The organism is Sporosarcina sp. FA9 (genome assembly GCF_051550205.1).
Classification (GTDB): Bacteria; Bacillota; Bacilli; order Bacillales_A; family Planococcaceae; genus Sporosarcina.
The window spans coordinates 948,595-973,600 of sequence record NZ_CP188819.1 but is presented as its reverse complement, the minus strand read 5'-3'; the positions used below and the strand labels follow the sequence as shown (position 1 = coordinate 973,600).

The following is a 25,006-nucleotide window of genomic DNA, read 5'->3' as shown; positions in this document are numbered from 1 at the left end:
TGTTCTTGCATCCTACATATTAGTTTATCAATTTCATTCTAACGATTGTATTACTACTTTAGATACTTCGCCATATTCGGCCATGATGCTTTTATTTCGGCCCGAATTTTTCGCTTCATATAGACACTTATCCGCAACTCCGATTAATGTCATAATATGTTCTGCACATTCTGGATAACTTGCAACTCCAGAGGAAATTGTAATCATATCTCCGCATGGGCTTATGGTAGTTTCAAACTTCTTTCGTAACCGTTCTGCTATATCGAAAGCTTGCAATATTGTCGTTTGAGGCAAAAGCATGATGAATTCCTCACCCCCGTAACGGCAACACACATCGGCACTTCTCGATACCGCACACATTTCTTTGGCCACAAATTTTAATACTTCGTCCCCTACAGAATGTCCATATGTATCGTTTACACGTTTAAAGCGGTCGATATCAAACAAGATGATTGAAAACGGCACTTTTTTATCAAGCCATTTTTTTGTTTGTTCATCCATCGAACGTCTATTTACCAGTCCAGTCAAAGGATCAATTGTAGATTCGTGAATAAAGTAATTCACTTTGTCTTCCAGATAAGACAAGCTTTTCACAAGTGCTTTTTCCAATTGAATGGCTTCATAATACCAAGCATTTACATCCACAATTTCTTCTTTTTTATTTTTCATCATACTCGACTCTGCATACTGTCCTAATTTTTCTAAAGGCTTCGCAATTTTATTTGAGATGTAAAAAATGATAATAAAAGAGAGCAGTAAAAACGGCAGTGTGTTAATAATCATTTCATTTCTCATTGCTGTTGCTGGAAGTAAAGCCATTTCCGTTGGCCTTTGTGACACTACTCCCCACTTTGTATTCGGCATATAGGCATAGCCTGCCAACATATCCATACCCTTTGAATTAGTAAGTCTTTTATCGCCGCTTTTCCCGTTCATGACTTCATTTATTACAGGATTTTCTGAAACAATTTCACCAATTCGATTCTTATCGGGGTGATAAAGAAGTCTTCCATCTTCATTGACCACATATACATACGAACCATCTTGATAGAAGTGTACACCTAGCAATTCATTTAAGATGTTTTTTTCAAGTAAATAAATCGAGCCACCCACATAACCAAGGTACTGACCTTTATCATCAAAAATAGGTTGTGAAATAAAAATAACGAATCGATTTGTTATTGATGTAAAAGGCTTGGTAATTAACGGCTTTTTCCCTTCAAGTGCCTGTAGTCCTCCAGGAGATGTTATTTGCTTACCCATAAGATCTAAACTATCGGGAGAGGACGCAAGTACCTTTCCAGTTGCTGATGATATCACTACTGAGTTAAATGTATTTGTTTCATTGATTAATCGTTCTGCTTCTTGAAGCAATAACTCTTCAGAATCACTTCGACTCATATACCCAGCTATGTCTTTTGATCTGTATTCTAATGTTTGAAGTGTGGTTTTTAAATAGTTATCTGTTACAGCTGCAAGCTTTTGGGCATATACTCGATTTGTTTCTAATGTATTTTCAACAAGTGTCTCCTGATTTACTCGATATCCTGAGGTAATACTACTAATAAGTGTTAATGCCACGGACAGTAATGCGACTAGAAGAATTAAATGTTTTAGTGAAAGTTTCATAATTATGTAAAAGACCCCTTTGTTTTTTTACACGTACTAGTACCTACTATTATACCATTTAAATGTTTCTAAAAGCATACTTATTTAATAATTAGAACGAATTAAATTCCAGCTAAGTATAACCTAATTTGACTTGGGAATGATAAATCTAGAGGAGGTGTGGTCATATGGGTCAAAGAATTCTTTGTGAAGTTCACAACTGTAAGTATTGGGGCGAGGGAAACAATTGTCATGCAGATGTCATTTATGTAGTCAGTCAGAAAGGCAATCACGCATCCCACAGTGATGAAACAGATTGTAAAACATTTGTTCCTGAGGCTTAAAACTACAACAACTCAATTGGCTAGCACCAAATACGTATTTGGTGCGAGCCAATTGAACCAAAAGACGGTTGATATGGAGTACAAATCCATTTCAACCCTCTTTAATTTAAAGAGTACTATTGTTTAAAAACAACGTCACTCTTCTTTATTTTTCCGTGATAATTCCCGTGATTTTTCCATCAACGCTTTCCTGTACTCTTTAGGTCCCGCATATGAACGAACAGCTAATTTACTAGTTGCATCTAGTTCAAAAGGGTCTATAAAGTCTGAGGATACTTCTGTTTTCATTTTGTTCAATTGGGCCTTTATTTTTCGATTCTCCTGCACTATTATCCCTCCTCAAAGTAGCATACCTACTCAATATGGCTGAAAAACAATAATTCATGCACAATTCATTGGTAAATATAGATTCACGGAGTAATTGGGGAGAACACATCTGTTTATATGTACTTATCTTTGGACTTCACTTTCACCCAGCGATTTTATTTTAGAATCTATTCAGTACATTAAAGAGAAAATGATTTCAAAAGCCCACAGTTTCCCAATTCTAATCTTTACAATACCTTAACACCGAACTATTCTCCTATGTCCTATAATTACTAATGACTACACGACACAGGAGGTTATTGAGACATGCGATTTAGCGTTCGGAAAAAGTTGTGGTTAGGCTTTTCATCCATTTTGTTCATCTTAATTACTGTAGGTGTATGTGGATTATGGGCATTAACGAAATTAAATAGCGAATATCGTTATTTAATCGATGAGCGAGTAAGCATGGTAATGCTACTGGAGCAATTATTATCAACTCAAAATGAAGATGCTAAAAATCTTCATGGTTTTATTATCTACGAAGATGAAACATATTTAACACATCGTGAAGAAATACTTAAGTCCTATAAATCGAAATTAAAAAATCTAGATAAACGAATACAAACTCCAGCTGCCCGTGAGCTATTCCTGCAGTTAAAAGAGGCTTCAATTAGCTATCAAGGACTAAGTGAAATTGTAATTAGAGATGTCAATAATGGTGATTCGGTTACTGCGGCAAAGATTGCAATCGAGGGGGAACGTTTCGAATCTGTTATTAATGACAGAATCGGAAAGTTAATTGAATATCAGGAACTACAGCAGAAGCAGACTGAGAATGAATTACAGTTTTTATTGAAATGGATACAAACATTTATTATTTTATTAATTGCGGTGGCAATTGTAGTAACGATAGTTATCGCACGCATTATTAGTCAAAGCATTGCTATACCCGTTGGCACAATGACTGTGGCTCTAAAACAAATAGCTACCGGAAATCTTTCATTGGAAAAAATAAACGTACATAATAAAGATGAACTTGGGGAAATGGCAGATGCATTAAATGAAATGGTAGAAGATCTTAGGGAAATCATCACAAATGCAAGACAATCTGCTATTCAACTTGCAGTATATGCGGAAGATTTATCGGCTAGCTCTGGAGATAGCCTAAAAACATCTGCACTCATAGCCGACATTACAGAACGAAACTTGGTTTCCAGTGAATTACAAACGACTACCGCAAAAGATTCCACGCTTTCTATGGGGCAAATGGTATCACGCATCAACCAAATTACTATGGAGAATAAAATAATGCTTACCTCTTCAGAAGAAGTCGCTCGGCTTGTTAAAGATGGCGGCATACTCATGCAAGATTCCACAAATCAAATGGATACGATTCTTATGACCATGAGAGATTCTTCTAATACGATTCAAGATATGGCAATACATTCCGCCCAAATTCAAAATGCAACATCACTTATCACAGCGATTGCTGAACAAACAAACTTATTGGCATTGAATGCGGCCATAGAAGCCGCAAGAGCCGGCGAACATGGTAAAGGTTTTGCTGTTGTTGCAAAAGAAGTGCGTATTCTTGCCGAACAATCTAAGATATCTGCCGAAGAAATTGGTCAGATGATGGATACGATGGTTCTAGATGTAAATAAAGCAGTTTCGAATACAGAAAACGGTACCAAACAAGTTGAAGAAGGACTTAAAGTAACAGAAAAAACAGATCATGTATTTAATCGCATCGAATTTGCAACAAGCGATATGCGTGAAAAAATTGCCACTGTATCTATAGCTATAGAAGAAATTCGAACAATGACAGACAAAGTTTCTATTGAATCAATAACAATTGAAAAACTAGCAATAGAAGCCACTATCGAAGCCCAAGCGTCAAGTGCAGCAACACAGGAGCAGCTTGCTACAAATACGGAGATATTGGGAAGTGCACAAACCCTAGATAAACTAGCAGAATCACTTCAAAATGATATGGCTAGATTTGTAATTTAATAAACATAAAGCCGATTGCATATGCAATCGGCTTTATGTTTATTACCTATACTTTCCTAATAGCAATCATTTTTTATCATTTCCAAACAGCAATGTTTTTCACCTAAACTATTTTGGAATCGGTCGTTTATAAGATGTTGGCATGATTTTAAGCCCCAAATCAGAACCTATTACATTCGCATAAATCAAAGCTTCACGAACTGGTCCTGTGGTAATTGCTGTACATTAACGTGCAAGCATTAGAGGACATCTACAATTATCTAAAAAAACATCCTCCAAAAACCGGATGCATACGGTCTCTATTGAAATCAAAATAATAGGATTTCTGTTTTCTAGTAAACAGTTTTACGATAATGAATGTATGAAGGATTGTTTTTTTTGTTAGGAAAAGAGTATATTGCCCTATTTTTGAAGCCATCAAATCGAGGTTGGTATTTTAATGCAGAAATAAAAAAATGCAGATTCACCCAATTTCTAAAATGTTTAGTAAGAATCCCGTTATTGGTTAGTCCATACTTTGTACATTAATAATTGAAACGACTGGTATTTTTCTTATACCTGACGAATCCTCAAGCACAATGGCTTTTTTAAAAAAATCGATTCTCAAGATCTTCCCCTGATATTCAATAATTTTTCCATTGAGCCAGGTTTTAATAAGTGTTTCACATTTTCTTTTAAAGGCCAATTCCAACTCCTCCTGAATTAATTGGAAATCCCATTCATTCAGTTCGGGTCGATTGGTATACGTATCCTCATTAGTCCATTTACGTAGCTCAAGCAAATGTTCAGGTAACATGAGTGAAGTCCACTTAATATTTCCACGGTCTCGATTCATAATCATCACCTGTCTTCTGAATAATGGGTATTCAAACGGAAAATCCGCTCTGATAAAATTACGGGGACACCGACTTTATCGAACGGTACAGAACGCACGTTCCACCATTAACAATTAGTATACAAAAATTTTATTCATTTTGCAACTCCCTGTAATACTGAAAAACAAGTGAATCCATATCGGATAACATTTGCATATCCCCTACTACTTCTATCCCTTCAATAATTATTGCAAGTTCTTCTTCACTAAGTCGAATCAGCAATTGAACGTTTTCTCTCCCTTCTAATCTCATAATATAAACCTCCAATCGAATTACTTTATTAGTATTACTGTACCCTTTACCTAATAAATTTAAGCACAAACAGTATTATTGGTTGGATGGGATGCTCTTCCCCGTATGGTGTATGATGGATATATTCAATATGTTTATAATATAATGAGATAAAGGAGGAGATTGTTTGTTTAAGACTAAGATTAGGCACTCAAAACGCTTCCAAGTAATTATTAACACATTTTTACGTAACGGTTTCAGCCATATTTTGTATCGTTTAGGAATTACAGACCGAACTTCTTCTAAGTTGGAAAACACTACAGAAGTTGATATGAATTTGCAGGATATTGGGGTAAAACTTCGCAATACATTACAGGACCTAGGACCGACTTTTATTAAACTTGGACAAATCGCTAGTTCACGGCATGATCTTGTTCCAAAAGAAATTTCTTTAGAACTCGCAAAATTGCAAGATCATGTTGCCCCCGTTTCGTTTGAACAAATACGGGAGATTGTGGAGGAAGAATTAGAGGATACAATTGAAAACACCTTTCTAAATTTTAGCGAAAAACCTTTAGCCACTGCTTCAATCGGTCAAGTCCATATAGCTCACCTTCTAACCGGGGAAGAAGTTGCAGTGAAAATTCAACGTCCAGATATTCAACCCATTGTAAAAACTGATTTATCCATACTGCAAAACTTAGCTCAGTTCTTAGAAGACAATACAAGTTGGGGTAAAACCTATCGTCTTTCTGATATTATTGATGAATTTTCTAGATCTCTTCGGGATGAGATGGATTATCGCGTGGAAGGAAAAAATGGGGAACGAATAGCAAAACAGTTCCAAAAGCAATCTGCTATACATATACCGAAAATTTACTCAGACTATTCCTCTGAAAAAGTACTGACGATGGAAATGATTCGTGGAATTAAGATTAATGATTCGGAACGCTTGATTTCAGAAGGATATGACCAAAATCTCATTGCCAAACGTGTGGTGGATTCCATGTTCACCCAAGTTTTAGAGTTTGGATTTTTTCACGGGGATCCACATCCAGGGAATATTTATATTTTGCCAGACAATATCGTTGCATACTTGGATTTTGGAATGATAGGACGACTTGATAATGAACTTAAGTATCATTTCGCTTCCCTAATCATTAATTTGCAACAAGGAAATACAGATGGCCTTTTAAAAACATTTTCAGAAATGGGACTTTTATCCGATGAAACGGATTTACAATCTTTAAAAAGAGATTTAGATGATCTTCAAACAAAATATTACGACGCTTCCCTAAAAGATATAAGTCTCGGCGGCATTTTCATAGAACTGCTCTCTGTCGCATACCGCCATAATATTCGAATACCAACTGAAATCACCCTATTAACAAAAGCCGTACTTACGTTGGAAGGCCTAATCAGCGAACTAGATCCGACTTTTAGCATCATGAAAGCTGTAGAACCATTTGGCAAAAAATTAGTTGCTGAACGTTTTCATCCAATGTATATTCTGAAAAAATCATGGCATGAAACGATGGAAAATATTGATATCCTTTTCAAATTACCTCAAGATTTAAAAGACATCACTTCGAAAATCAAAAAAGGGAAGTTGCAATTGGACATAAATTTTAGACAAGCGGAAAAAGTTTTGAATAGATTCGACCGCATTAGCAATCGTCTCTCCCTTAGCATCATCTTGCTATCTTTCAGCATATTAATGGTCGGACTCATAATCGGCTCTGCGATTGCTGGACAGACAAACCTTTTATGGAATTTCCCGATTATTGAACTTGGTTCCATCGTGGCCACTTTGATGTTTTTATTTTTAATTTATTCGATATTTCGCTCGGGACGTACTTAATATTAAAAATGAAAACAACGACCCGCTGGATTGTATATACAATCCAGCGGGTCGTTGTTATTTTTGAACGCTTTCCATATTTACTTTTTGCCATACTCTCTGAAGTTATCATGTAATTTTTTAATTTCTTCCGTCTGATTTTGAATGTTTATGTTTACTCTTCGTATTGAATCATAAATTGCAATTAAAATCCCTACAAGTACGATGGCAAAAATATAAATAAAGTCCATTAATATCCCTTCTTTCTAGTAAACAAATACTTTTTTCATATGACCTCTTATCCTTATTGCATCAATGAAATAAGAACCTTCACAATCATTCAAAAGTAAGTAAAGATATATTAGATTATAATATGTTTCGGTTTCTTCCAAAATAAAGTAATAACTGTACCCAATAATAAAACAATAGCTGCGAAATAATATGGGTAGTTTAAGTTGATATCGAATAATACTCCCCCGATAATCGGTCCGAAAATATTCCCTAAACTTGTAAATGTCGAGTTCATGCCACCAACAAAACCTTGTTCATTGCCCGCTATCTTCGATAAATAGGAAGTTACGGCTGGACGTATTAAATCGAAACCGACAAACAATACAAACGTCGTCAGAAGTATAGAGAAATAGGAACTAACAAACGTCATAAGCAATACAAGAATCGTCGAAATACCTAAACTGATGCGAATTAAATTGATTTCACCCATGTATTTTGTTAATCGATCAAACAACAAAACTTGTGCAACCGCACCAACAATTCCACTCCCTGTTATTACAATAGCAATATCTTTTGGTGTGAATCCGAATTTATGGTCGACAAATAAACTAAATAACGATTCAAATGCTGAAAGACCAAATGATAAAACAAATATTATAATAAACGCTATGAAATACTTTGGAATGAAAATGCGGCCTAATCCAGTCTTTTGTCCAAACATTGGTACTTCTTGCTCTCCACGTTCAGGCTCTTTTAATAGGAAAAGGGAAAGTATAGCAGCAAGCACGCCAAGTACACCCGCTGAGTAAAAGGGAACACGGGTACCAATTTCGGCCAAAAAACCTCCGATACCGGGACCGATTATAAAACCTGTACTAATCGCGGCAGACATATAGCCAAGTGCTTTGGACCGGTTCGTAGTTGTCGTAATATCCGCAATAAACGCTGTCACTGCCGGCATTATAAATGCTGCGCTTACACCACCGAGCATTCGGGAGATGAACAACACCTCAACCGATTTTCCATATCCAAATAAAAACTCTGAAAAACCGAATACAAACAATCCCACAACAATCATGATTTTACGCCCGTATTTATCAACCCATTGCCCAGCAATCGGAGAAAAAATCAACTGTGTAATGGCAAATGCCGCCACCATATATCCCACGACTGTACCGCTAATCTTCAGCTCATTCATTATTGTGGGAAGGACTGGAATTACAAGACCGATGCCTAAAAAGGCGATAAATAAATTCATTAATAGTATGGCCAATACGCCTTTTTGATTTTCCATAATGCAAAGTCCTCTAACTTTCTTAAAAGTGGTAAATAAATAAATAGGATTCAAGTTTTTTATCAGTATAGCATCTTTTTCTAAAAGTATTCTATTTGTTGTTGCCCTGTCCACTCGATTGAAACAACTGCAATTACTTTGCAAACAAAAAACGAAAGAGCCCATCACTGGTCCTTCCATCTTTTTAACTTATTTTTCACCTAAAATACGGCAATGTTCCCTATATTCTCTGTAGTTTTAATGTTGTCGAGTTGTTGCTGGATTGTAGAAATAGCATACTCGGCACTAATAATACAATAAAAAAAACGCCTAGCTATTGTGTTAGACGTTGTTATTTATTATCAGGTCTCAATCAGTAAATCCATTATTTATTCAGCTTTTTTTATTTGGCTGTGAATGCCGCATTTGCACGAGTATACGGCTCACCTACCATTAAATGATCCAAAATCTCTTCATAAGAACCGTTATGAATCAATGTTACTTGTTCCAAATTTGGATAGTTTGCGAAATAGGATTCTACAATCGTACCAGCAAATAAAAACCCTCCAGCCGAGCCCTGCACTGTTCGGATTTTATCATCTAAGTTTAATACTAATGATTTTCCGTCATTTTCGAATGAGAAATCGATTAATCCGACTTCATACGTTACGACTTTTTCATAAATAAACCGAATCAATCCTTCTTCATTTCCACTGTATTCAACTTCATATGGTTCAACAAAATTACTGTCTGCATCCGGTTTAAATAATGTGAGAGACAAGGCTTTTGCTTCCTCATTCGGCGTACTTTTTTTCGAATCGCCTACTGTTGTTCCACACCCTACTAGGACTAATACAATCAATATATAAATAAAGAGTGATTTCTTCATGGTTGCCCCTCCTCTTATAGTAAAATGTCACAATGCCTAAACCCGTTAGAAGTCATACCCACACTGCCAGTATATCATAAAACTCATAACCTTATAATAATTGTCGTTAATATAAACCAATCACCTTGGAAAGGAAAAAATCGGTGTTGGTTGCACTATACGATGGCTTGGTTGGACAATCCACAGCGTTCGTTGGACTATGTGACAGCTTGGTTGGACAATCGCAGTCTGGTTGGACGATCCGCAGCGTTCGTTGGACTATGTGACGGCTTGGTTGGACGATTTACTACAGACTTTGCACAAAAAGAAAAACATCCGCGAAAAGATATCTAAATATCTCTTCGCGGATGGATTAATTATTAGGCAGTTGAAGCAGCCTTATATATAGGTACTTGAATGTCCAGTAAAGGCGGGTATTGCTGTGAACCAAAAATGTCTCCATCACCGGGACTCCCGCTCGGTGTACTTCTTTTAATTGTGAATTTAATGGCATTAGCCGGATCATATTGAACAAAGTCTGTGATGATATCCTCTGAAATACCGTAAAGTTTAGCCATGCTTTCTTTTGTAATTACTTTACTATCACAAACATGTCGATAAACATCCGGATTTTCAAAAATGATATCAAACGTTATTCTATCTGTACCTGCATTCTTTGACCGAATTGTTTTAGCAAGTTCTTGCAATGATATTGTTTTCATCGCTACATTCCTCCTTCTATACATTCACGATTGTATTTGAATTTACTTCCTCAACAGTTACTTTAAACAGCTCCATAGGATCGTCTACAGGAACCGTGTGATTCATTGTCCATTTGTAACTGCCGCCCGCATACAAAACATCATCTATCAAAAACGCGGCAGTTCCGGCAGTTCCTTTCACCTCAGGTAACTTAGCATAAAAGATTTGACGAGTCGCGAACAGCGTCAATTCCTCGGCTGTTTCTTTTAACTCTGTTATTCCTTCGATCACAATACCGAGTTCATGAGATTTAATCTCTTTAACAGGTTCCAAGTCACCCATAACGCCATCTTTACCAAATATTCTAAAGTTCAAATGATACTCAACACCCTCAAATTCTTTTGCTACTTGGTCTTTCGCAAATTGAATAACTGTATCAATATTTTTAATTGTATAAGGGTCACGAACTCCTGCAATACCTATAAACTTTTCACCAATAAAACCTGACCCTTCCAATTTCACTTTCACTTTACCTTCTATTGGAACGTATTTGGCTCCTGTAATTCTACACGTTCTTTCATCGTATTGTTCATAGTGGCAATTGGTCATATCCAACATACCGCCAGCAAAATATTCGAAATATGGATTCGATCGTTCGTACATCGCATGACCCGAAACAGATGCGATTGTACATCTTTGATCGGGAGCCATTGCAATCACTTTGACGTCATCATGTGTGATTGTACCAATAACACTTTCTTTTGCCCCATAAGGTTCTGCACAAAAGGATGCACACTCCAACACTTTACCTAAATAATACGCTTGTTCTTCAGGAAAACCCTCACGAATTGCAGGTGCCGCAAAAACGGCTACATCACTTGATCGGCCGCCAATAACAACATCCGCTCCCATGTCCAAAGCTTTGATAAACGGGTGTATGCCCGCAACAGCAACGATTCTTTTTGTGTTTTCCACTTCATCTAATGTTAAATTAGCACGACAATCCAATCCTTCAAGTGTAATTCCGTTCGTCAATTTATCTTTTAAATACGATTTATCCACTTCCGAATAAAAATAGCCTAGTTTAAAAGGCGGGAGCTTATGTTCAATCGCTAAATCTTTAATTATCTGAACATACATATCCACTCTACTGTTTGCACCTGTATCCCCTGCTGATCCGATAATCATCGGTACACCTTGTTCCCGTGATGCCAAAAGCATGAGTTCTAAATCATGTTTTTGCCACTTATACATACTGACAGATTGATCCGATCCTAATGCAGCTGCTCCAATATCGTCACTACCTGAGTCTGCACAATAGTAATCTGGAAATGTTGCTGCAGCTAAATAAAAACTTTCCTCTTTTGTTGGTGCAAAACCTAGATGACCATTCGGACAAACAATTCTCAACTCTTTTTTCACAAATGATTCCTCCCTTTGTAATTACACGTTATAATCTGTATAGTCATTTAAAACCATGCCCATTGCTTTACCAATCAGCACAGTTAAGTATCTAAAGCTTTCTAGCCTTATATACATTAGAAGCTTCGATAAAGGATTCATAAATACCGGACATTGCTTTGTTTTCCATCATAAACTCTGGATGGAATTGGACTCCTACTATAAATGATTCACCTTCACTCTCTATTGATTCTACAAAACCGTCAGCAGAATAAGAGCTAATGGATAAACCTTCTCCCGGTTTATCAATTACTTGACTGTGAAAACTATTAACACCAATTCTCACAGCTTCCACGCATTCATATAGTTTAGAATTGGGTTCAACAATAATTTCATGATGAACATGATTCCCTTTTTCTTTTTGCAAATGCTTATTACTATTCAAGTTCATAATACTTCCGCCATTGGCATCATTAATCGTTTGATGCCCTCTACACAAACCAAGAATGGGCATCCCCTTTTTTGTAGCCACCTTAACCAGCTCCAAATCAAACTCATGTCGCATTGGATTTTGGTCAGATAATCCTGGGAGTGCATCCATTTCCTTAATATGGGGAAGCAAACCTCCTCCACCTGTTAGTAAAAGCCCATCATATAAATCGAGCAGCTGCTCCACTTCTTTTATTGGAAGTAACGGTATTATTTGAGGAATTCCTCCTGTATCATAAACAGCTTGGGTGTATGCCCGATCTAAATTGAAAGTACCTTGCTCTCCTAAGTGCGGTTTAAAATTACAATTCACTCCTATTATAGGTCTAGACATGTATCTTCTCCTCACTAAACAAATGACATGCAACTCCATGATTATTCTCAGATGTCCACGCGGGTCTTACGTTATCGCAAATCGCCCCAATTTTCATAAAACAACGGTCTTTAAAAACACACCCTACTGGTTTATTAATTGCAGATGGCACGCTGCCTTCCAGTATTATTCTTTCCCGTTGATTTTCCTTACCTATCGCCGGAATTGAAGACAACAAGGCTTTTGTATATGGATGTTTTGGGTTATTAAACAATTCTTTCGTTTCCGCCAATTCCACCATCTGACCTAAGTACATCACTGCGACTCTTTCACTCACATGATAAACCACACTTAAATCATGGGCGATGAAAAGATATGTTAAATTAAGCTCTGTTTTCAACTCTTCCATTAAATTCAGAATTTGTGCTTGCACGGAAACATCTAAAGCTGAAACGGGTTCGTCGGCCACTATGAATTCAGGCTTCATTGCCAATGCCCGCGCAATTCCAATTCGCTGCCTTTGACCACCACTAAATTGATGCGGATAATGGTTTAAATGACTTTGCGATAAACCCACACGATCAATTAAAGTCCTGATTTCATTTTCCTGTATCCGAAAATCCTTTTCTCCCCTGCACGCTATTGCGATTTTTAATATTTCAAAAACCGTCATTCTGGGATTTAGAGAGGCGTAAGGGTTTTGGAAAATGATTTGTGCTTGTTTTCGATATTCTTTTAATTGTTTTCCCTTCATTTCCGTCACATCTTGATTGCGGTAAATTATTTTTCCGTCTGTTTTTCCATGTAAGTTTAAAATCGTTCTTCCTAATGTTGATTTTCCACATCCACTCTCACCAACCAAACCTAATGTTTCACCCGGAAATATTTGAAAGCTAACATCATCTACTGCACAAACCATAGATTCCTTTTCCTTTGCTACTACTCTCTCTAGAATACTCGGTCGTCTCTTAAAATATTTCTTCAAGTTTTTAATCTCAATTAACGGAGTTGCAGCCGACGATTCAAGTTCTAAAGAGTGCGCATTTCCTCGCTCTTCCTCTACAATACTATTTCGCAACTGCTTCACCTCTTTCAGTAAAAAGGATGCACCTTACTTGTCTTTCCGAATCGAATTGGACCATTTCTACGGGTTTCATACAAGCCGGAACCGCATGAGGACAACGATTATAAAACCCACAACCTTCTCCTACTTCAGCCAAATCAATTACATTTCCTTTAATTGGTTCGATACGCTTTTTGTTTTCTGAAATAACAGGAATGGAATTGAGTAATCCCTTCGTATATGGGTGTTGTGGATTTTCAATTACATCACTCGTTGGTCCTTTTTCGACGATTCGACCGGCATACATCACAATTATTTCATCGCAGAATTCAGACGCGACACTTAAATCATGTGTAACCGTAATAATACTTGTATTATGTGATCGATTAATATCCTTAAGGACTTCTAAAATTTGTGCTTGAATTGTTACATCTAAAGCGGTTGTAGGCTCATCTGCAAGAAGTAATTTAGGGTTATTTGCAATGGCCATTGCTACTATAATTCTTTGCTGCATTCCCCCACTGAATTGGTGTGGAAAGTCATGGTAACGTTCTTCCGGCATAGGTATGCGGACTTCTTTCATTAACGCTACTACTCTTTCTATTTCTAGTTTCTTATACTTTCTACTTTGGAATAAACTCTTCTTTTTATCTCTAAGCGTTCCGTGTATTTTCAACATCTCACGAATTTGTTCTCCAACAGAATAAGCTGGATTTAATGCGGACATTGGATCTTGGAAAATCATAGCAATATCTTTTCCTCTTAGTTTTGTCCAATCTTTTTTACTGTTCTCAGCAATATTATTACCTTCAAACCATAATTCTCCACTTAACATTTTACCTGGATTCGAAATAAGTCCTAAGATGCTAAAAAGGGCAGTACTCTTCCCACATCCTGACTCACCAACAATGCCAATAATTTGACCAGGTTTGACTGAGAAACTAATTTGATTTACGGCTTTTATCCAGGTATGATCTTTTTTAAACCCAACCGTTAAATCTTTAACATTCAGCACAGTATCCACCCCATTACTTCGTTTTCATTCGCGGATCTAATATATCTCGCAAGCCTTCCCCGAACAGATTCACATTTAAAACTAGTACGAGAAGGAAAATACCTGGAATAGTTGATAACCACCAACCGTTAAGCATATATTCTCTTCCGGATGCAATCATAGATCCCCATGCGGGCGTAGGAGGTTGAACTCCCAATCCTAGAAAACTTAGTGAGGCTTCCATAATAATCATATATCCAAAACGCAATGTCGCCAGAACAAATATTGTTTGTATAATATTCGGAAGAATTTCGCTAATCATGATTTTAACCGGGCTGCGTCCTATTGATTTAGCAGCTTCAACATACTCCTTCTTCTGCTCTGACAAGGATTCTCCTCTGGTGATTCGGAAAAATTCTACCCAACCAATGAAAGTCAAAGCTAAAATAAGATTTAGAAATCCTGGCCCAAGAAATGCCATCATTCCTATAGCAAAAATCAGAAATGGAAATGCTAGAAGTAAATCTGCTATTCTAGAAACTACAGTATCCAACCAACCTCTAAAGTAGCCCGTCAATAAACCAAGTGACGTTCCAACAATTACAGAAATTGTCGTAGCGATTAGCCCAACAGCAAGCGAGACTCGTGCTCCTTCGATGATTCTAGAAAACAAGTCAATTCCTTGTTCGTCAGTTCCTAATATATTATTCCAACTGCCGCCTTCCATCCAAACTGGTGGCAATATTCGATCTGTTAAATCACCTGATGTTCCACTATGCGGTGTAATCATCGGCCCAAAGAGCGCCATTATGATATATAGGGAAATGATTATACCGCCTAACATTGCAACAGGATGTTTTTTCAATTCTTTTAATATAAACAGTAGGTTACCAGTAGTTTTTTTAATCTTCATTACAAAATAAGATTGGGAACCATTGAATACTTCTGGATTAGCATCCGTATTTCTAGTCATATCCTCACCCCCTACATCAGGTTCTCAATTTCGGATCTAAATATGTGTATAAAATGTCTACGATTAAATTTGCAAAAACAAATATGAACGCATAAAACATTACGACACCTTGTACAAGTGTATAGTCCCTGTTAAAAATCCCATCTACTGCCATCCGTCCTAGACCTGGCCAACCAAATACCGTTTCTACAATCATATTTCCACTTAACATAACTCCAATTTCCAATCCAATAATTGTAACTGTCGGAATCAAAGCATTTCTAAGCGCATGTTTTGTAATTACTTTCCACTCTTTTAAACCTTTGGCCCGAGCAAGTGTTACATAATCTGATCGCAATGTTTCAATCATGCTTGAGCGAGTAATTCTTGCAACAATAGCTCCCATACTTGCGCCTAAAGTTAAAGCAGGCAGTAGTAAATGGGAAAACACATTTTTAAAGGCTGCAAAATCCCTTGCTAGTAAACTATCAATTAGATACATTCCGGTTATTGAAGGTATTTTATATCCAAAATCCAGTCGCCCTTTAACGGGGGTCCATCCTAGATTGACCGAAAAAATCAATATTAGAACGATTCCTAGCCAGAAGGGGGGCATGGAGATCCCAAGAAAGGACCCCCCCATGCCAATTCTATCAATTAGACTATTTTGCTTTACTGCAGAATATACACCTATCGGAACTCCAATCAATACCGAAACCAAAACAGCTGCCAAGGCAAGTTCAATTGTCGCAGGAAGTGTTTCCACTATTAACTCGGTCACAGGTCTTTTTTTCTTAAAGGAATCGCCCATATCCCCTTTAGATAATTGGATAATATACTCTTTCAATTGAATATAAATTGGTTTATCTAGATTCATTTCAGATCTTAGTGCATCTTCTTCCGCTTGTGAAACGTTACCTGCTTCCCCCATCATCAAATCGATAGGATCCCCTGGGGTCAGCCGCATAAACAGAAATACAATTAAGGCAACACCTAGCATAATGGGTATCGTTGCCAGAATGCGTTCCAAAATTTTAGCGAATCTCATGGAAAACACCCCCCTCCTTTAGTATCTAAATCAAAAGGAATCTATTCAATACCGACTTCCGGCATGTAAAGCATACCATCGGGAAACGGCCCCCAATTTGTCATTTTTACTGTACCTGCTTCTATTTCTTTCAGTGCATAACCGAATACCCACGGAGCATCATCGTATATAATTTGTTGAGCCTCTTTATAAATGGCCTCTCTTTTACCTTCGTCCAATTCAACCTCACCATCTGTAAGCAGCTGATCCACTTTTTCATTGCTATAAAGACTGTAGTTACCTCTGTCTTTTGTTTTTAATTTAGGATTCAAAATGTCATAGGGATCCATCGTTGAATTACCCCAATCCATTACATACATTTGTCTTTCACCATTGAGCATAAGCTCTTTCAATACTCCTAAATCCCAAATTCTAGTTTTAGCATCAATATCAATTTTTCTAAGTTCACTCGCAATTGCTTCCGCGACTTCTTTATGCTCATCTGTTGTATCAATTACTAATGAGAATCCAGCTCCAACTCCCGCCTTAGCAAAGAGTTCTTTCGCCATTTCCGGATTATATTCATAGGGTTTTAAATCTGTGTTTTCCGAGAATGAACCCGGCAGCATTGTACCCGCTAAACGAACCCCATAGTCTCCAAATAGGCTATCTACAATTTTGTCCATATCAATTGCATGATTCATTGCTCTTCGAACATTCACATCATCAAAAGGTTTCATTTGCGTATTCATTTCAATCATGCTTACTCTTGTACCGTTAACACTTTTAACTTCTAAATCTGTGTTTTTCTTCAATTCTTCAGCAAGCGAAGGCGTTACTGCGTGAATTCGTTGAACTTCACCCGCTTGCAAAGCAGCTACTCTAGAGGATGTTTCTGGAATTACATCAAAAACAAGATTTTGAATCTTGGCAGTATTACCGTAATAATCCTCAAATCTTTCTAGGACAATTCTTTCATCAAATTTTGCTTCGACAAATTTAAATGGTCCCGCACCTACTGGATTCTTTCTAAATTCTTCATCCCCAACTTCCTCAATGTATTTTTGGGAAACGATTTGCTGATGGGGTAACATTTTCAAGAAAATTGGCCATGGAGTTTCAAATGTAAATTTAACTGTGTAGTCGTCTTCTTTAGTAATTTCCATCAATGTTCCCAAAAGTCCTTTACGTGGGGAACTTTCACCTGCCATTGCTCCCTCATCAATAATACGTTTAAAGGTGAACACAACATCATCAGCATTTAGGTCATCACCGTTATGAAACTTTACATCATCACGAAGTTTGAATATCCATTCCGTTGGTGTTGGATTTTCCCAACTCTTCGCAATTAGTGGCTGAACTTCTCCCTTAGCATCCCGCATAACTAATCCATCAAAAACATTTCGAATGACTGATTCAGTTACCCTGTCACGGTGATTTGCCGGGTCCAGAGTTTCTATCGGATTTTTTATACCAATAATTATTGTAGAATTATCATTTTCCGCTGGCTTTTCTTCCGGTTTTTCTGTTGGCTTTTCTGTTGGCTTCTCTTCAACTTTTCCTGTACTTACATCACTGTCTGAACTACACGCAACAAGTAGAAATACCAATCCTACTACCATAAAAAGCAACAACGATTTAAACTTCATACCCTTCTCCCCCTAATTAATATTTATTTTCCCGCGGAATTCAATAAAACTTATTAAACGTCTAAAGATTGATTACATACTTCATAACCCCCTTCTTCATATTGAATACTGGTTCTATTTTATGGATTCATAATAACCTGTCTATTCACAATCTTCTAAACCAATACTAGACATCATTACTGGTTATGTCAATATGTTTTTTATAGATTATTATTTTTTTTTTGTTCCTATACAGTACTATTAAGAGAACAATTCTCATATAAAGCTATTCATACAATATAATTGAATTGACTATTATTTATTATAAAGATATGATTAGCTTAACTTTATGATATATAAAATAAGTTAATTCATACTATTAAGCTACATAGAATTATTTTGAAAGAACATGTTATAACCACAATAATAGAAAAGGGTGATTATATGCTTGAACGTAATCAAACCATACCGTTATATGAACAGCTTAAAAAAGTTATTGAAAACCAAATTATTTCTGGAGAATTAAAAAGTAATGAACAAATTCCTTCGGAAAGAGAATTAGGCGAAAAATACAGTGTGAGTAGAATTACGGTACGACAAGCAATATCAATGGCGGAAAAAGAAAAACTAGTTACAAAGGTACATGGTGTCGGAACTTTTGTAACAAATACAAAAATTCGTCAAGAGCTAAATATAATTAGTAGCTTTCAATCCACATTGGAACAATTAGGATTAATTGCATCCACTAAAACTTTAAATTCCAATATCATTACAAGCGACTTTCAATTATCACGATTATTGAACCTAGAAGTTATGGATAAAGTTCTGAATTTACAACTTTTAGGATCTGGTGATAATAGTCCCATTGTCTACTACAATACGTACTTTTCGTACAAACTTGGAGAAGAAATGGAAGGGTATGCCAATACAATGATTGACAATAAACGCCCTTTCTCGACATTGGATTTATATAAACACAGCTTGACCTACCAACCGACCCATGTTGAACAAACATTTGAATCTGTATTGGCCATGGAAAATATTGCAACGGTACTTCAGATAGAAAATGGGTTCCCATTGCTCAGGGTAACTTCAATTATCTATCAAGATGAGCAACCACTAGAATATAAGGAATCTTATTACAAGGGAGATATGTACAAATTCTTCATTACAAGAAAAATTGAACTTTAAGGGGATGCAGCTTTATGAATACGATTTTCATTGCGGGTCATGCTCGGCTTCCATCTGGTATGGCGGCAAAGAACTTATATGAAACTCTTACAATTACAGCAGAGTTAGATAAAAAATACGGTGTGATTGTTACTGCAAGTTGTACGTTAGCAACACAACACGGACAGGAATTTGTCCAACTTTTACTGAGAGGTCATAGCTTGCAAGACGGAATCGAAAAACCTATAAAAGATATTGAAAATCATTATTTGGGCAAAGCCGGAAATGCATTGATTTCTGCTTTGAAGGATTTATATAAACAATACCAGTCGTATAGTACATCAAAGGAAAAATTTAGCAAATAGTTCAAATAATCTATTCCTTGTCTTTACAAATATAACTTCATGTACTAGTATTATAGATAACGAATCATGTTGAAACGTTCACACGTTCATTGCACATGATCAATAAGACTCTAGGATCTAAAAGTAAAAAGCCAACACTGCCTAGTCTGGGAAAAATCGTTTATACGATTTTTTACTCACAGATAAAAAGCCAGTTTAAATTGACATACAGATATTCTGTAGTCTATTTGAATTGGCTTTTTAAAATGGACAAAGAAAGGAATGAGTTCGTGGCTGGTGCATTGGAGAATATTAAGGTACTTGATTTATCACGGGTTCTTGCAGGTCCCTATTGCACTATGATATTAGGTGATCTAGGCGCGGAAGTTATCAAAGTCGAAGCGCCGGGTGGTAGTGATGAAACTCGGGAATGGGGTCCGCCCTTTAAAGAGGATGTAAGTGCTTATTATTTAAGCGCGAATCGAAATAAAAAGGCAATTACGGTTGATTTAAAGTCTGTTGAAGGAATTGAAATCATTAAGACACTTGTACAGGAAAGCGACATAATTATTAGCAATTTTAAAACAGGTACAATGGAACGTTTTGGATTAGGTTATGAATTATTAAGTGAACTCAATCCACGTTTGATTTACTGTACGATTACTGGTTTTGGTGAAACAGGACCAAGTCGCAATATGCCTGGTTATGACTTCGTTATTCAGGCAATGAGTGGCCTAATGAGTATTACAGGAACTGAAGAGTCAGGACCCCAAAAATCTGGTGTTGCAATCGTTGATGTACTAACGGGACTCTATTCATGCATTGGTATTCAAGCTGCTTTAATTGAACGGATGCAATCAGGTTTGGGACAAAAACTAGATATATCTTTATATGACACAGCAGTTAGTTCACTTGTTAATATTGGTAGTAATTACTTAATGGCGGAAAAAATACCTACAGCATTAGGTAATACTCATGCCAATATAGTCCCCTATCAGACATTTAAAACACTTGATGGTGAAATTGTCATTGCGGTTGGCAATGATAGTCAGTTTAAATCGCTTTGTAAAGTACTTGGAAAGGAAGAACTTGCAGAAGATATTCGCTTTCGAAAAAATTCAGGCCGTGTGAAAAACAGAACTGAGCTCGTTTCTATAATACAAACCATATTTCTAACAAATCCAAAATTATTTTGGCAGGATCTATGCAAAAATAATAATATACCGTGCGGTCCTGTACAGAATTTAGAAGAGGTCGTAAATGACCCTCAATTAATAGCTCGAAATATGTTTATTACGCACGAACACCCTACTGCCGGAACAATTAAAATGATTGGAAGTCCGCTAAAATTATCACGCACGCCTGTTCAAATGAAATACCATCCACCGAATCCAGGTGAACATAATGATGAAATCTTGACTGCTTTACTAAAACAAAAAGACTAAGGGAGAGAATATATATGAATTTTTCATTTTCAGAAGAGCAAAATATGTTGCGAAGTACCGTTAGAGGATTTGTTGATAAGGAAATAATGCCTTATATCGGAGACTGGGATCGTGAAGGAAAGTATGACCCAGCTATTTTACCGAAACTTTCTGCTCTTGGATTAATGGGAGTTTGCATTCCTGAAAAATATGGCGGAAGTGGAATGGATTATAATTCATTAGCCATTGTTTGTGAAGAACTAGAGCGTGGAGATACTGCTTTCCGCACTGCGGTATCTGTGCATACAGGTTTAAATAGTATGACACTACTTCAATGGGGTTCTGAAGAGCAGAAGCAAAAGTACCTAGTCCCACAAGCAAAAGGTGAAAAAATAGGGGCTTTCGGTCTTACTGAACCCGCGGCGGGCTCGGATGTAGCAGCCATGCAATCGACAGCGGTTAAAGAAGGTGAATACTATATCTTGAATGGTCAGAAAACCTGGATTTCTTTATGTGACCAAGCGGATAATTTTCTAGTTTTTGCATATACCGACAATAAATCTCAAAAACATAAGGGAATATCAGCATTTATCGTGGAACGTGATTGGGGAGGTTTTTCCTCAAAAGCCATTAAAGGAAAACTTGGAATTCGTGCTGGAAATACAGGTGAGTTGTTTTTTGAAAATGTAAAAGTACCTGTAGAAAACTTACTTGGCGAAGAAGGCGAAGGTTTTAAAATCGCAATGGCCGCACTGGATAACGGAAGATTTACAGTTGCGGCAGGGGCTGTTGGACAAATCATGGCTTGTCTTGAAGCAAGTGTAAAGTATTGTCATGAAAGAGAAACTTTTGGCAAACCAATCGGCAAACATCAACTTGTTCAACAAATGATTGCCAATATGGAAGCTGGATTTGAAATGAGTCGTCTCCTCGTTTATCGTGCAGGCGAATTAAAAAACTTAGGAAAACGCAATACACGAGAAACTTCCCTTGCGAAATGGCAGGCATGTGATTATGCAAACAAAGCAGCAGATGATGCCGTTCAAATTCATGGCGCGTACGGATTTTCAGATGAATACCCTGTGGAGCGTTATTTACGTAATTCAAAAGCACCTGTAATCTATGAAGGTACTCGTGAAATTCATACAATTATGCAGGCCGAGTACGTGTTGGGCTACCGTGATGATAAAAAATTAAATAAAATGTTACCGGCATGGGAAATCTAAATAGAACCTAGTCGGAAATAATAAAAGTGGATCCAAGCGCAGTTATTCATTGTGCCTGGATCCACTTTTTTTATGTGTACCTACTTCTTTTATTTCCAATCAGCAACGTAATCTGCATCATTGTAAACGTTAAGGATGATTTTTTTCGATATGCTAAATATTTCGATTCCCAAAAGTCAGCATGTTCGATTTGAAAGTCTTTCAGGCCTTTGAAATCGTAAGAGTGTTGACCATGTGTAAAGATTTGTCCTGCAATTTTTTCACTTAAAAAAGAATACTTTGATTGTCCTACATTTGATAATGAAGACATCCCAATATTAAAATGGCGATAGTTCTCTTTTTTCGCCCGTTGAAACAACGAGATCAACAGGTAATCCAATGACCCAATCTCTGCATCAGGTGTAAAACGCATTAGATCCATGGAAATTCGTTCACTTTGACCATACATCGGCATTAAACTGGAAAAACCAATAATTTCATTCTGTTTTTTCAAGATCGCAATTTTAGATTTGTTCAAATAGTTTTTATCAAAGAAACTTAGTGAAAAACCCTTTTCAGCTCTTCCCTGCAACCACTTTGTTGATATGTTTTCTAGCTCATTCAACAGTTCTGATGAAAACGGTGGATTAATTATTTCAACAAGAAAACCTTCCTGCTCGTACTTTCCTATGTTAATTTCTTCTTCAATTAAAGTACTCTTCAAATCGACGAAGGCTTCCTCTCCGAGCTTAAAAAAATCAAATCCGTGCTCGTGTAAATTAGGAAAGAAACTATTATTTATTTCGTAAAAGATAATAGTAAATCCATATCGATCCGCAAGTTCTAAAAATCCTTCTGTTGCCGATGAAAAATGAGCCTCCTTTCCAACCGGATTTCCTAGAACGACAATTTTATCAGCATAGAATTGATAAGAAAATAAAACAGTCTCTTCTTTATTCCAGTAGATATTTTTATCATGTAGGAAAATCAAATGTGAGAACTCCGTGCCTGGATACATAGACAAATGTTTTTTAATCTTCTCCTCCTGATCTAATGAGGATAGTGTTGCTATCTTTTCAGGTTTATGAATAATGTACCCAATATATAAAATCACAAATGCAATAATGAGTCCAATAATGGCACTATAAAACAAATCCGTGTAATCGGTAATAATATAATCACGTATTGCTGCTGGTATTTGGAATTTAGATATCGGTAAGTTTATATACCCTATGAATACATACATTGTTGTAATAATTATTATGATTGCTAAGTCGAATATGGCGATTCCCCATGTTAATACATAACTTTCACGATAAAACTGTTTTTTTGCTGCTATTATCAATGCCGTTACAATTAGTAAAAAGATTGCTTCTTCATATTTAAAACCCCTGAAAATCGAAAACAGTGCTGCACTACTAAGTACAATGATTGTCAGTACATAGGCCCTTTTTACTTTATATTGAATTCCTCTACAAAGCCCAAGTAAAATAAATCCAGCAGCTACAGTTAATTGGTGAGATACGTTCATAAATGGCAATGATAAAAATTCTTGAGCAATTTTTAATCGACTAAGAATTCCCGGTATTGATGCTGAAAGAAGTAGGACAACGCCTGATGCAAAAACCAAAATCGTGAGCAGCGTATGACTTACTTTTTGGAAAATGATATTTGGTAAGTCATCCCATGACCGGTTCCATTTTTCCCAGTATTCTTTTACGAATAACAAAGCCGAAAGAATAAATGGCAAGAAAAAATAGCTTAGTCGGTACAAAATAAGTAGAAAAAGAACCTTTTCATCAGCAATTCCCACACTTTGTGTTCCCCACAAAAAGACTAAATCAAATGAGCCAAGTCCCCCTGGGATCATACTGACGATTCCGGCACAAGCTGCTATTAAAAATATAGGGAATAAAGTTGTTATTCCGATTGGTATATTTAAGATTAATGTGATAGACCATATTAATAAAAAAATCGAAATCCATTCCACTAAAGAAGTTACAATCAGTTGTAGAGAAATTTTCGCACTTAGTAAGGATGTGTTCCCTTTTCGATTACGAATGCTCCGAATTCCAATGAATACCGGAAAATATAGACTGAGTAATAGGACAGCTACTAACAGCCATTCTGTTTCCCTTAACAAATGAAAATCCCAATAGAATAAAGGTACAATCCAAGCCAATAAAGAAATTCCTGTCAAATAAAAGAACGTTACGGAGGCAATATCTTTAAACATGCCTTCCTTTTCTACTTTATATTTTGAATAGAAATAATTTCGTAGAAACACTCCGAGTAAACCACCAAAGCCAATAAGATTCGAGAAGGTATTGACAATCAAAGAGTTTTGCACTAAATGCTTCGTTTTCATTTTGATTTTCAAAACTTTCACTAAGAGTACATCATAAAAGATCATAGGTGTAATGGCACTAAATGAAATTAAAAGTATGAGTATGAGCTTCCAAGACTGTAATTGACCCACCTCATGTTGAAGTAAATTGACGTCAACAGCACTGATTGACTTCTGTATTTCAAAGATTGCCAAACCTAATAGAATGATTGGAATGAGCATTTTGATTATTTTAATCAGTAAGCCTTTTCGAATTACGAACAACACAATCGCCTGCTTTCGAAAAATAGAACTATATCTATTATACCCTTCGATTTTCATTATTTGATAGATTTCTTTCAAAGTATATTGTTAG

24 protein-coding genes and 1 pseudogene are annotated in these 25,006 nt (G+C 36.5%); 8 read left to right on the top strand and 17 right to left on the bottom strand.

Annotated features, from left to right (window positions below):
• Positions 1–33: 33 nt before the first annotated feature.
• Positions 34–1,629 carry a sensor domain-containing diguanylate cyclase gene (locus ACP8HH_RS04560; RefSeq protein WP_438316458.1) on the bottom strand — a complete coding sequence of 532 codons (1,596 nt, stop codon included), beginning with the start codon at positions 1,627–1,629 and terminating at the stop codon, positions 34–36.
• A 167-nt stretch (positions 1,630–1,796) separates the two neighbouring features.
• Between ACP8HH_RS04560 and ACP8HH_RS04555 the strand changes: the two genes are divergently transcribed.
• Positions 1,797–1,952, top strand: coding sequence for a DUF1540 domain-containing protein (locus ACP8HH_RS04555; RefSeq protein WP_438316455.1), 156 nt, complete (start codon positions 1,797–1,799; stop codon positions 1,950–1,952).
• A 135-nt stretch (positions 1,953–2,087) separates the two neighbouring features.
• Here ACP8HH_RS04555 and ACP8HH_RS04550 read toward each other — a convergent pair whose 3' ends face one another.
• Complete coding sequence (locus tag ACP8HH_RS04550; protein WP_438316452.1) at positions 2,088–2,279, bottom strand: hypothetical protein; 192 nt, start codon at positions 2,277–2,279, stop codon at positions 2,088–2,090.
• Positions 2,280–2,585: 306 nt separating this feature from the next.
• Between ACP8HH_RS04550 and ACP8HH_RS04545 the strand changes: the two genes are divergently transcribed.
• A complete protein-coding gene (locus tag ACP8HH_RS04545) occupies positions 2,586–4,274 on the top strand; it encodes a methyl-accepting chemotaxis protein (protein WP_438316450.1) in 1,689 nt (562 codons plus the stop codon).
• A 138-nt stretch (positions 4,275–4,412) separates the two neighbouring features.
• On the opposite strand, the pseudogene ACP8HH_RS04540 reads toward ACP8HH_RS04545, so the two are convergent.
• From ACP8HH_RS04540 to ACP8HH_RS04530, 3 genes and pseudogenes are all read right to left on the bottom strand, one after another.
• A pseudogene (locus ACP8HH_RS04540) lies at positions 4,413–4,487 on the bottom strand (ArsB/NhaD family transporter); the annotation flags it as partial.
• 292 nt (positions 4,488–4,779) lie between these two features.
• Positions 4,780–5,115: a YolD-like family protein gene (locus ACP8HH_RS04535; RefSeq protein ID WP_438316447.1), complete on the bottom strand. Its 336-nt coding sequence runs from the start codon at positions 5,113–5,115 to the stop codon at positions 4,780–4,782.
• Between the two features lie 124 nt (positions 5,116–5,239).
• A complete protein-coding gene (locus tag ACP8HH_RS04530) occupies positions 5,240–5,401 on the bottom strand; it encodes a hypothetical protein (RefSeq protein WP_438316444.1) in 162 nt (53 codons plus the stop codon).
• Between the two features lie 166 nt (positions 5,402–5,567).
• Between ACP8HH_RS04530 and ACP8HH_RS04525 the strand changes: the two genes are divergently transcribed.
• Positions 5,568–7,241: an ABC1 kinase family protein gene (locus ACP8HH_RS04525; protein ID WP_438316441.1), complete on the top strand. Its 1,674-nt coding sequence runs from the start codon at positions 5,568–5,570 to the stop codon at positions 7,239–7,241.
• Positions 7,242–7,321: 80 nt separating this feature from the next.
• Here ACP8HH_RS04525 and ACP8HH_RS04520 read toward each other — a convergent pair whose 3' ends face one another.
• From ACP8HH_RS04520 to ACP8HH_RS04510, 3 genes are all read right to left on the bottom strand, one after another.
• Positions 7,322–7,471 carry a hypothetical protein gene (locus tag ACP8HH_RS04520; protein WP_438316438.1) on the bottom strand — a complete coding sequence of 50 codons (150 nt, stop codon included), beginning with the start codon at positions 7,469–7,471 and terminating at the stop codon, positions 7,322–7,324.
• Between the two features lie 110 nt (positions 7,472–7,581).
• Positions 7,582–8,745: a multidrug efflux MFS transporter NorA gene (gene norA / locus ACP8HH_RS04515; protein ID WP_438316435.1), complete on the bottom strand. Its 1,164-nt coding sequence runs from the start codon at positions 8,743–8,745 to the stop codon at positions 7,582–7,584.
• A gap of 382 nt (positions 8,746–9,127) precedes the next feature.
• Positions 9,128–9,613: a fructose-2,6-bisphosphatase gene (locus ACP8HH_RS04510; protein ID WP_438316432.1), complete on the bottom strand. Its 486-nt coding sequence runs from the start codon at positions 9,611–9,613 to the stop codon at positions 9,128–9,130.
• Between the two features lie 162 nt (positions 9,614–9,775).
• Here ACP8HH_RS04510 and ACP8HH_RS04505 point away from each other — a divergent pair, with 162 nt between their 5' ends.
• On the top strand, positions 9,776–9,946 hold the full coding sequence (locus ACP8HH_RS04505; protein ID WP_438316429.1) for a hypothetical protein: 171 nt from the start codon (positions 9,776–9,778) through the stop codon (positions 9,944–9,946).
• Between the two features lie 26 nt (positions 9,947–9,972).
• Here ACP8HH_RS04505 and ACP8HH_RS04500 read toward each other — a convergent pair whose 3' ends face one another.
• The 8 genes from ACP8HH_RS04500 to ACP8HH_RS04465 all read right to left on the bottom strand — a co-directional run bounded on the left by ACP8HH_RS04500 (position 9,973) and on the right by ACP8HH_RS04465 (position 18,182).
• Entirely contained in the window at positions 9,973–10,314 is a 342-nt protein-coding gene (locus tag ACP8HH_RS04500) for a DUF4387 domain-containing protein (RefSeq protein ID WP_438316427.1), read from the bottom strand.
• A gap of 16 nt (positions 10,315–10,330) precedes the next feature.
• Positions 10,331–11,716, bottom strand: coding sequence for an acyclic terpene utilization AtuA family protein (locus ACP8HH_RS04495; protein ID WP_438316424.1), 1,386 nt, complete (start codon positions 11,714–11,716; stop codon positions 10,331–10,333).
• Positions 11,717–11,807: 91 nt separating this feature from the next.
• Positions 11,808–12,518 (bottom strand): gamma-glutamyl-gamma-aminobutyrate hydrolase family protein, encoded by a 711-nt coding sequence (locus tag ACP8HH_RS04490; RefSeq protein ID WP_438316421.1) that lies wholly within the window; start codon positions 12,516–12,518, stop codon positions 11,808–11,810.
• On the bottom strand, positions 12,511–13,575 hold the full coding sequence (locus tag ACP8HH_RS04485; protein ID WP_438316418.1) for an ABC transporter ATP-binding protein: 1,065 nt from the start codon (positions 13,573–13,575) through the stop codon (positions 12,511–12,513). The genes ACP8HH_RS04490 and ACP8HH_RS04485 overlap by 8 nt, the downstream gene beginning before the upstream one ends.
• On the bottom strand, positions 13,565–14,575 hold the full coding sequence (locus ACP8HH_RS04480) for an ABC transporter ATP-binding protein (protein ID WP_438316415.1): 1,011 nt from the start codon (positions 14,573–14,575) through the stop codon (positions 13,565–13,567). The genes ACP8HH_RS04485 and ACP8HH_RS04480 overlap by 11 nt, the downstream gene beginning before the upstream one ends.
• 13 nt (positions 14,576–14,588) lie before the next feature.
• Positions 14,589–15,527, bottom strand: coding sequence for an ABC transporter permease (locus tag ACP8HH_RS04475; protein ID WP_438316412.1), 939 nt, complete (start codon positions 15,525–15,527; stop codon positions 14,589–14,591).
• Positions 15,528–15,543: 16 nt separating this feature from the next.
• On the bottom strand, positions 15,544–16,554 hold the full coding sequence (nikB, locus tag ACP8HH_RS04470) for a nickel ABC transporter permease (protein ID WP_438316409.1): 1,011 nt from the start codon (positions 16,552–16,554) through the stop codon (positions 15,544–15,546).
• Between the two features lie 41 nt (positions 16,555–16,595).
• A complete protein-coding gene (locus ACP8HH_RS04465) occupies positions 16,596–18,182 on the bottom strand; it encodes an ABC transporter substrate-binding protein (protein WP_438316406.1) in 1,587 nt (528 codons plus the stop codon).
• Positions 18,183–18,605: 423 nt separating this feature from the next.
• Between ACP8HH_RS04465 and ACP8HH_RS04460 the strand changes: the two genes are divergently transcribed.
• From ACP8HH_RS04460 to ACP8HH_RS04445, 4 genes are all read left to right on the top strand, one after another.
• Positions 18,606–19,352, top strand: a complete 747-nt coding sequence (locus ACP8HH_RS04460) for a GntR family transcriptional regulator (protein WP_438316403.1) — start codon at positions 18,606–18,608, stop codon at positions 19,350–19,352.
• 14 nt (positions 19,353–19,366) lie between these two features.
• Positions 19,367–19,696 carry a DUF3870 domain-containing protein gene (locus ACP8HH_RS04455; RefSeq protein WP_438316401.1) on the top strand — a complete coding sequence of 110 codons (330 nt, stop codon included), beginning with the start codon at positions 19,367–19,369 and terminating at the stop codon, positions 19,694–19,696.
• A gap of 269 nt (positions 19,697–19,965) precedes the next feature.
• Positions 19,966–21,120, top strand: a complete 1,155-nt coding sequence (locus ACP8HH_RS04450) for a CaiB/BaiF CoA transferase family protein (RefSeq protein WP_438319032.1) — start codon at positions 19,966–19,968, stop codon at positions 21,118–21,120.
• A 14-nt stretch (positions 21,121–21,134) separates the two neighbouring features.
• A complete protein-coding gene (locus ACP8HH_RS04445; RefSeq protein WP_438316398.1) occupies positions 21,135–22,325 on the top strand; it encodes an acyl-CoA dehydrogenase family protein in 1,191 nt (396 codons plus the stop codon).
• A gap of 70 nt (positions 22,326–22,395) precedes the next feature.
• Here the strand turns inward: ACP8HH_RS04445 and mprF are convergent, their stop codons facing one another.
• Positions 22,396–24,972 (bottom strand): bifunctional lysylphosphatidylglycerol flippase/synthetase MprF, encoded by a 2,577-nt coding sequence (mprF, locus tag ACP8HH_RS04440; protein WP_438316395.1) that lies wholly within the window; start codon positions 24,970–24,972, stop codon positions 22,396–22,398.
• Positions 24,973–25,006: the final 34 nt, after the last annotated feature.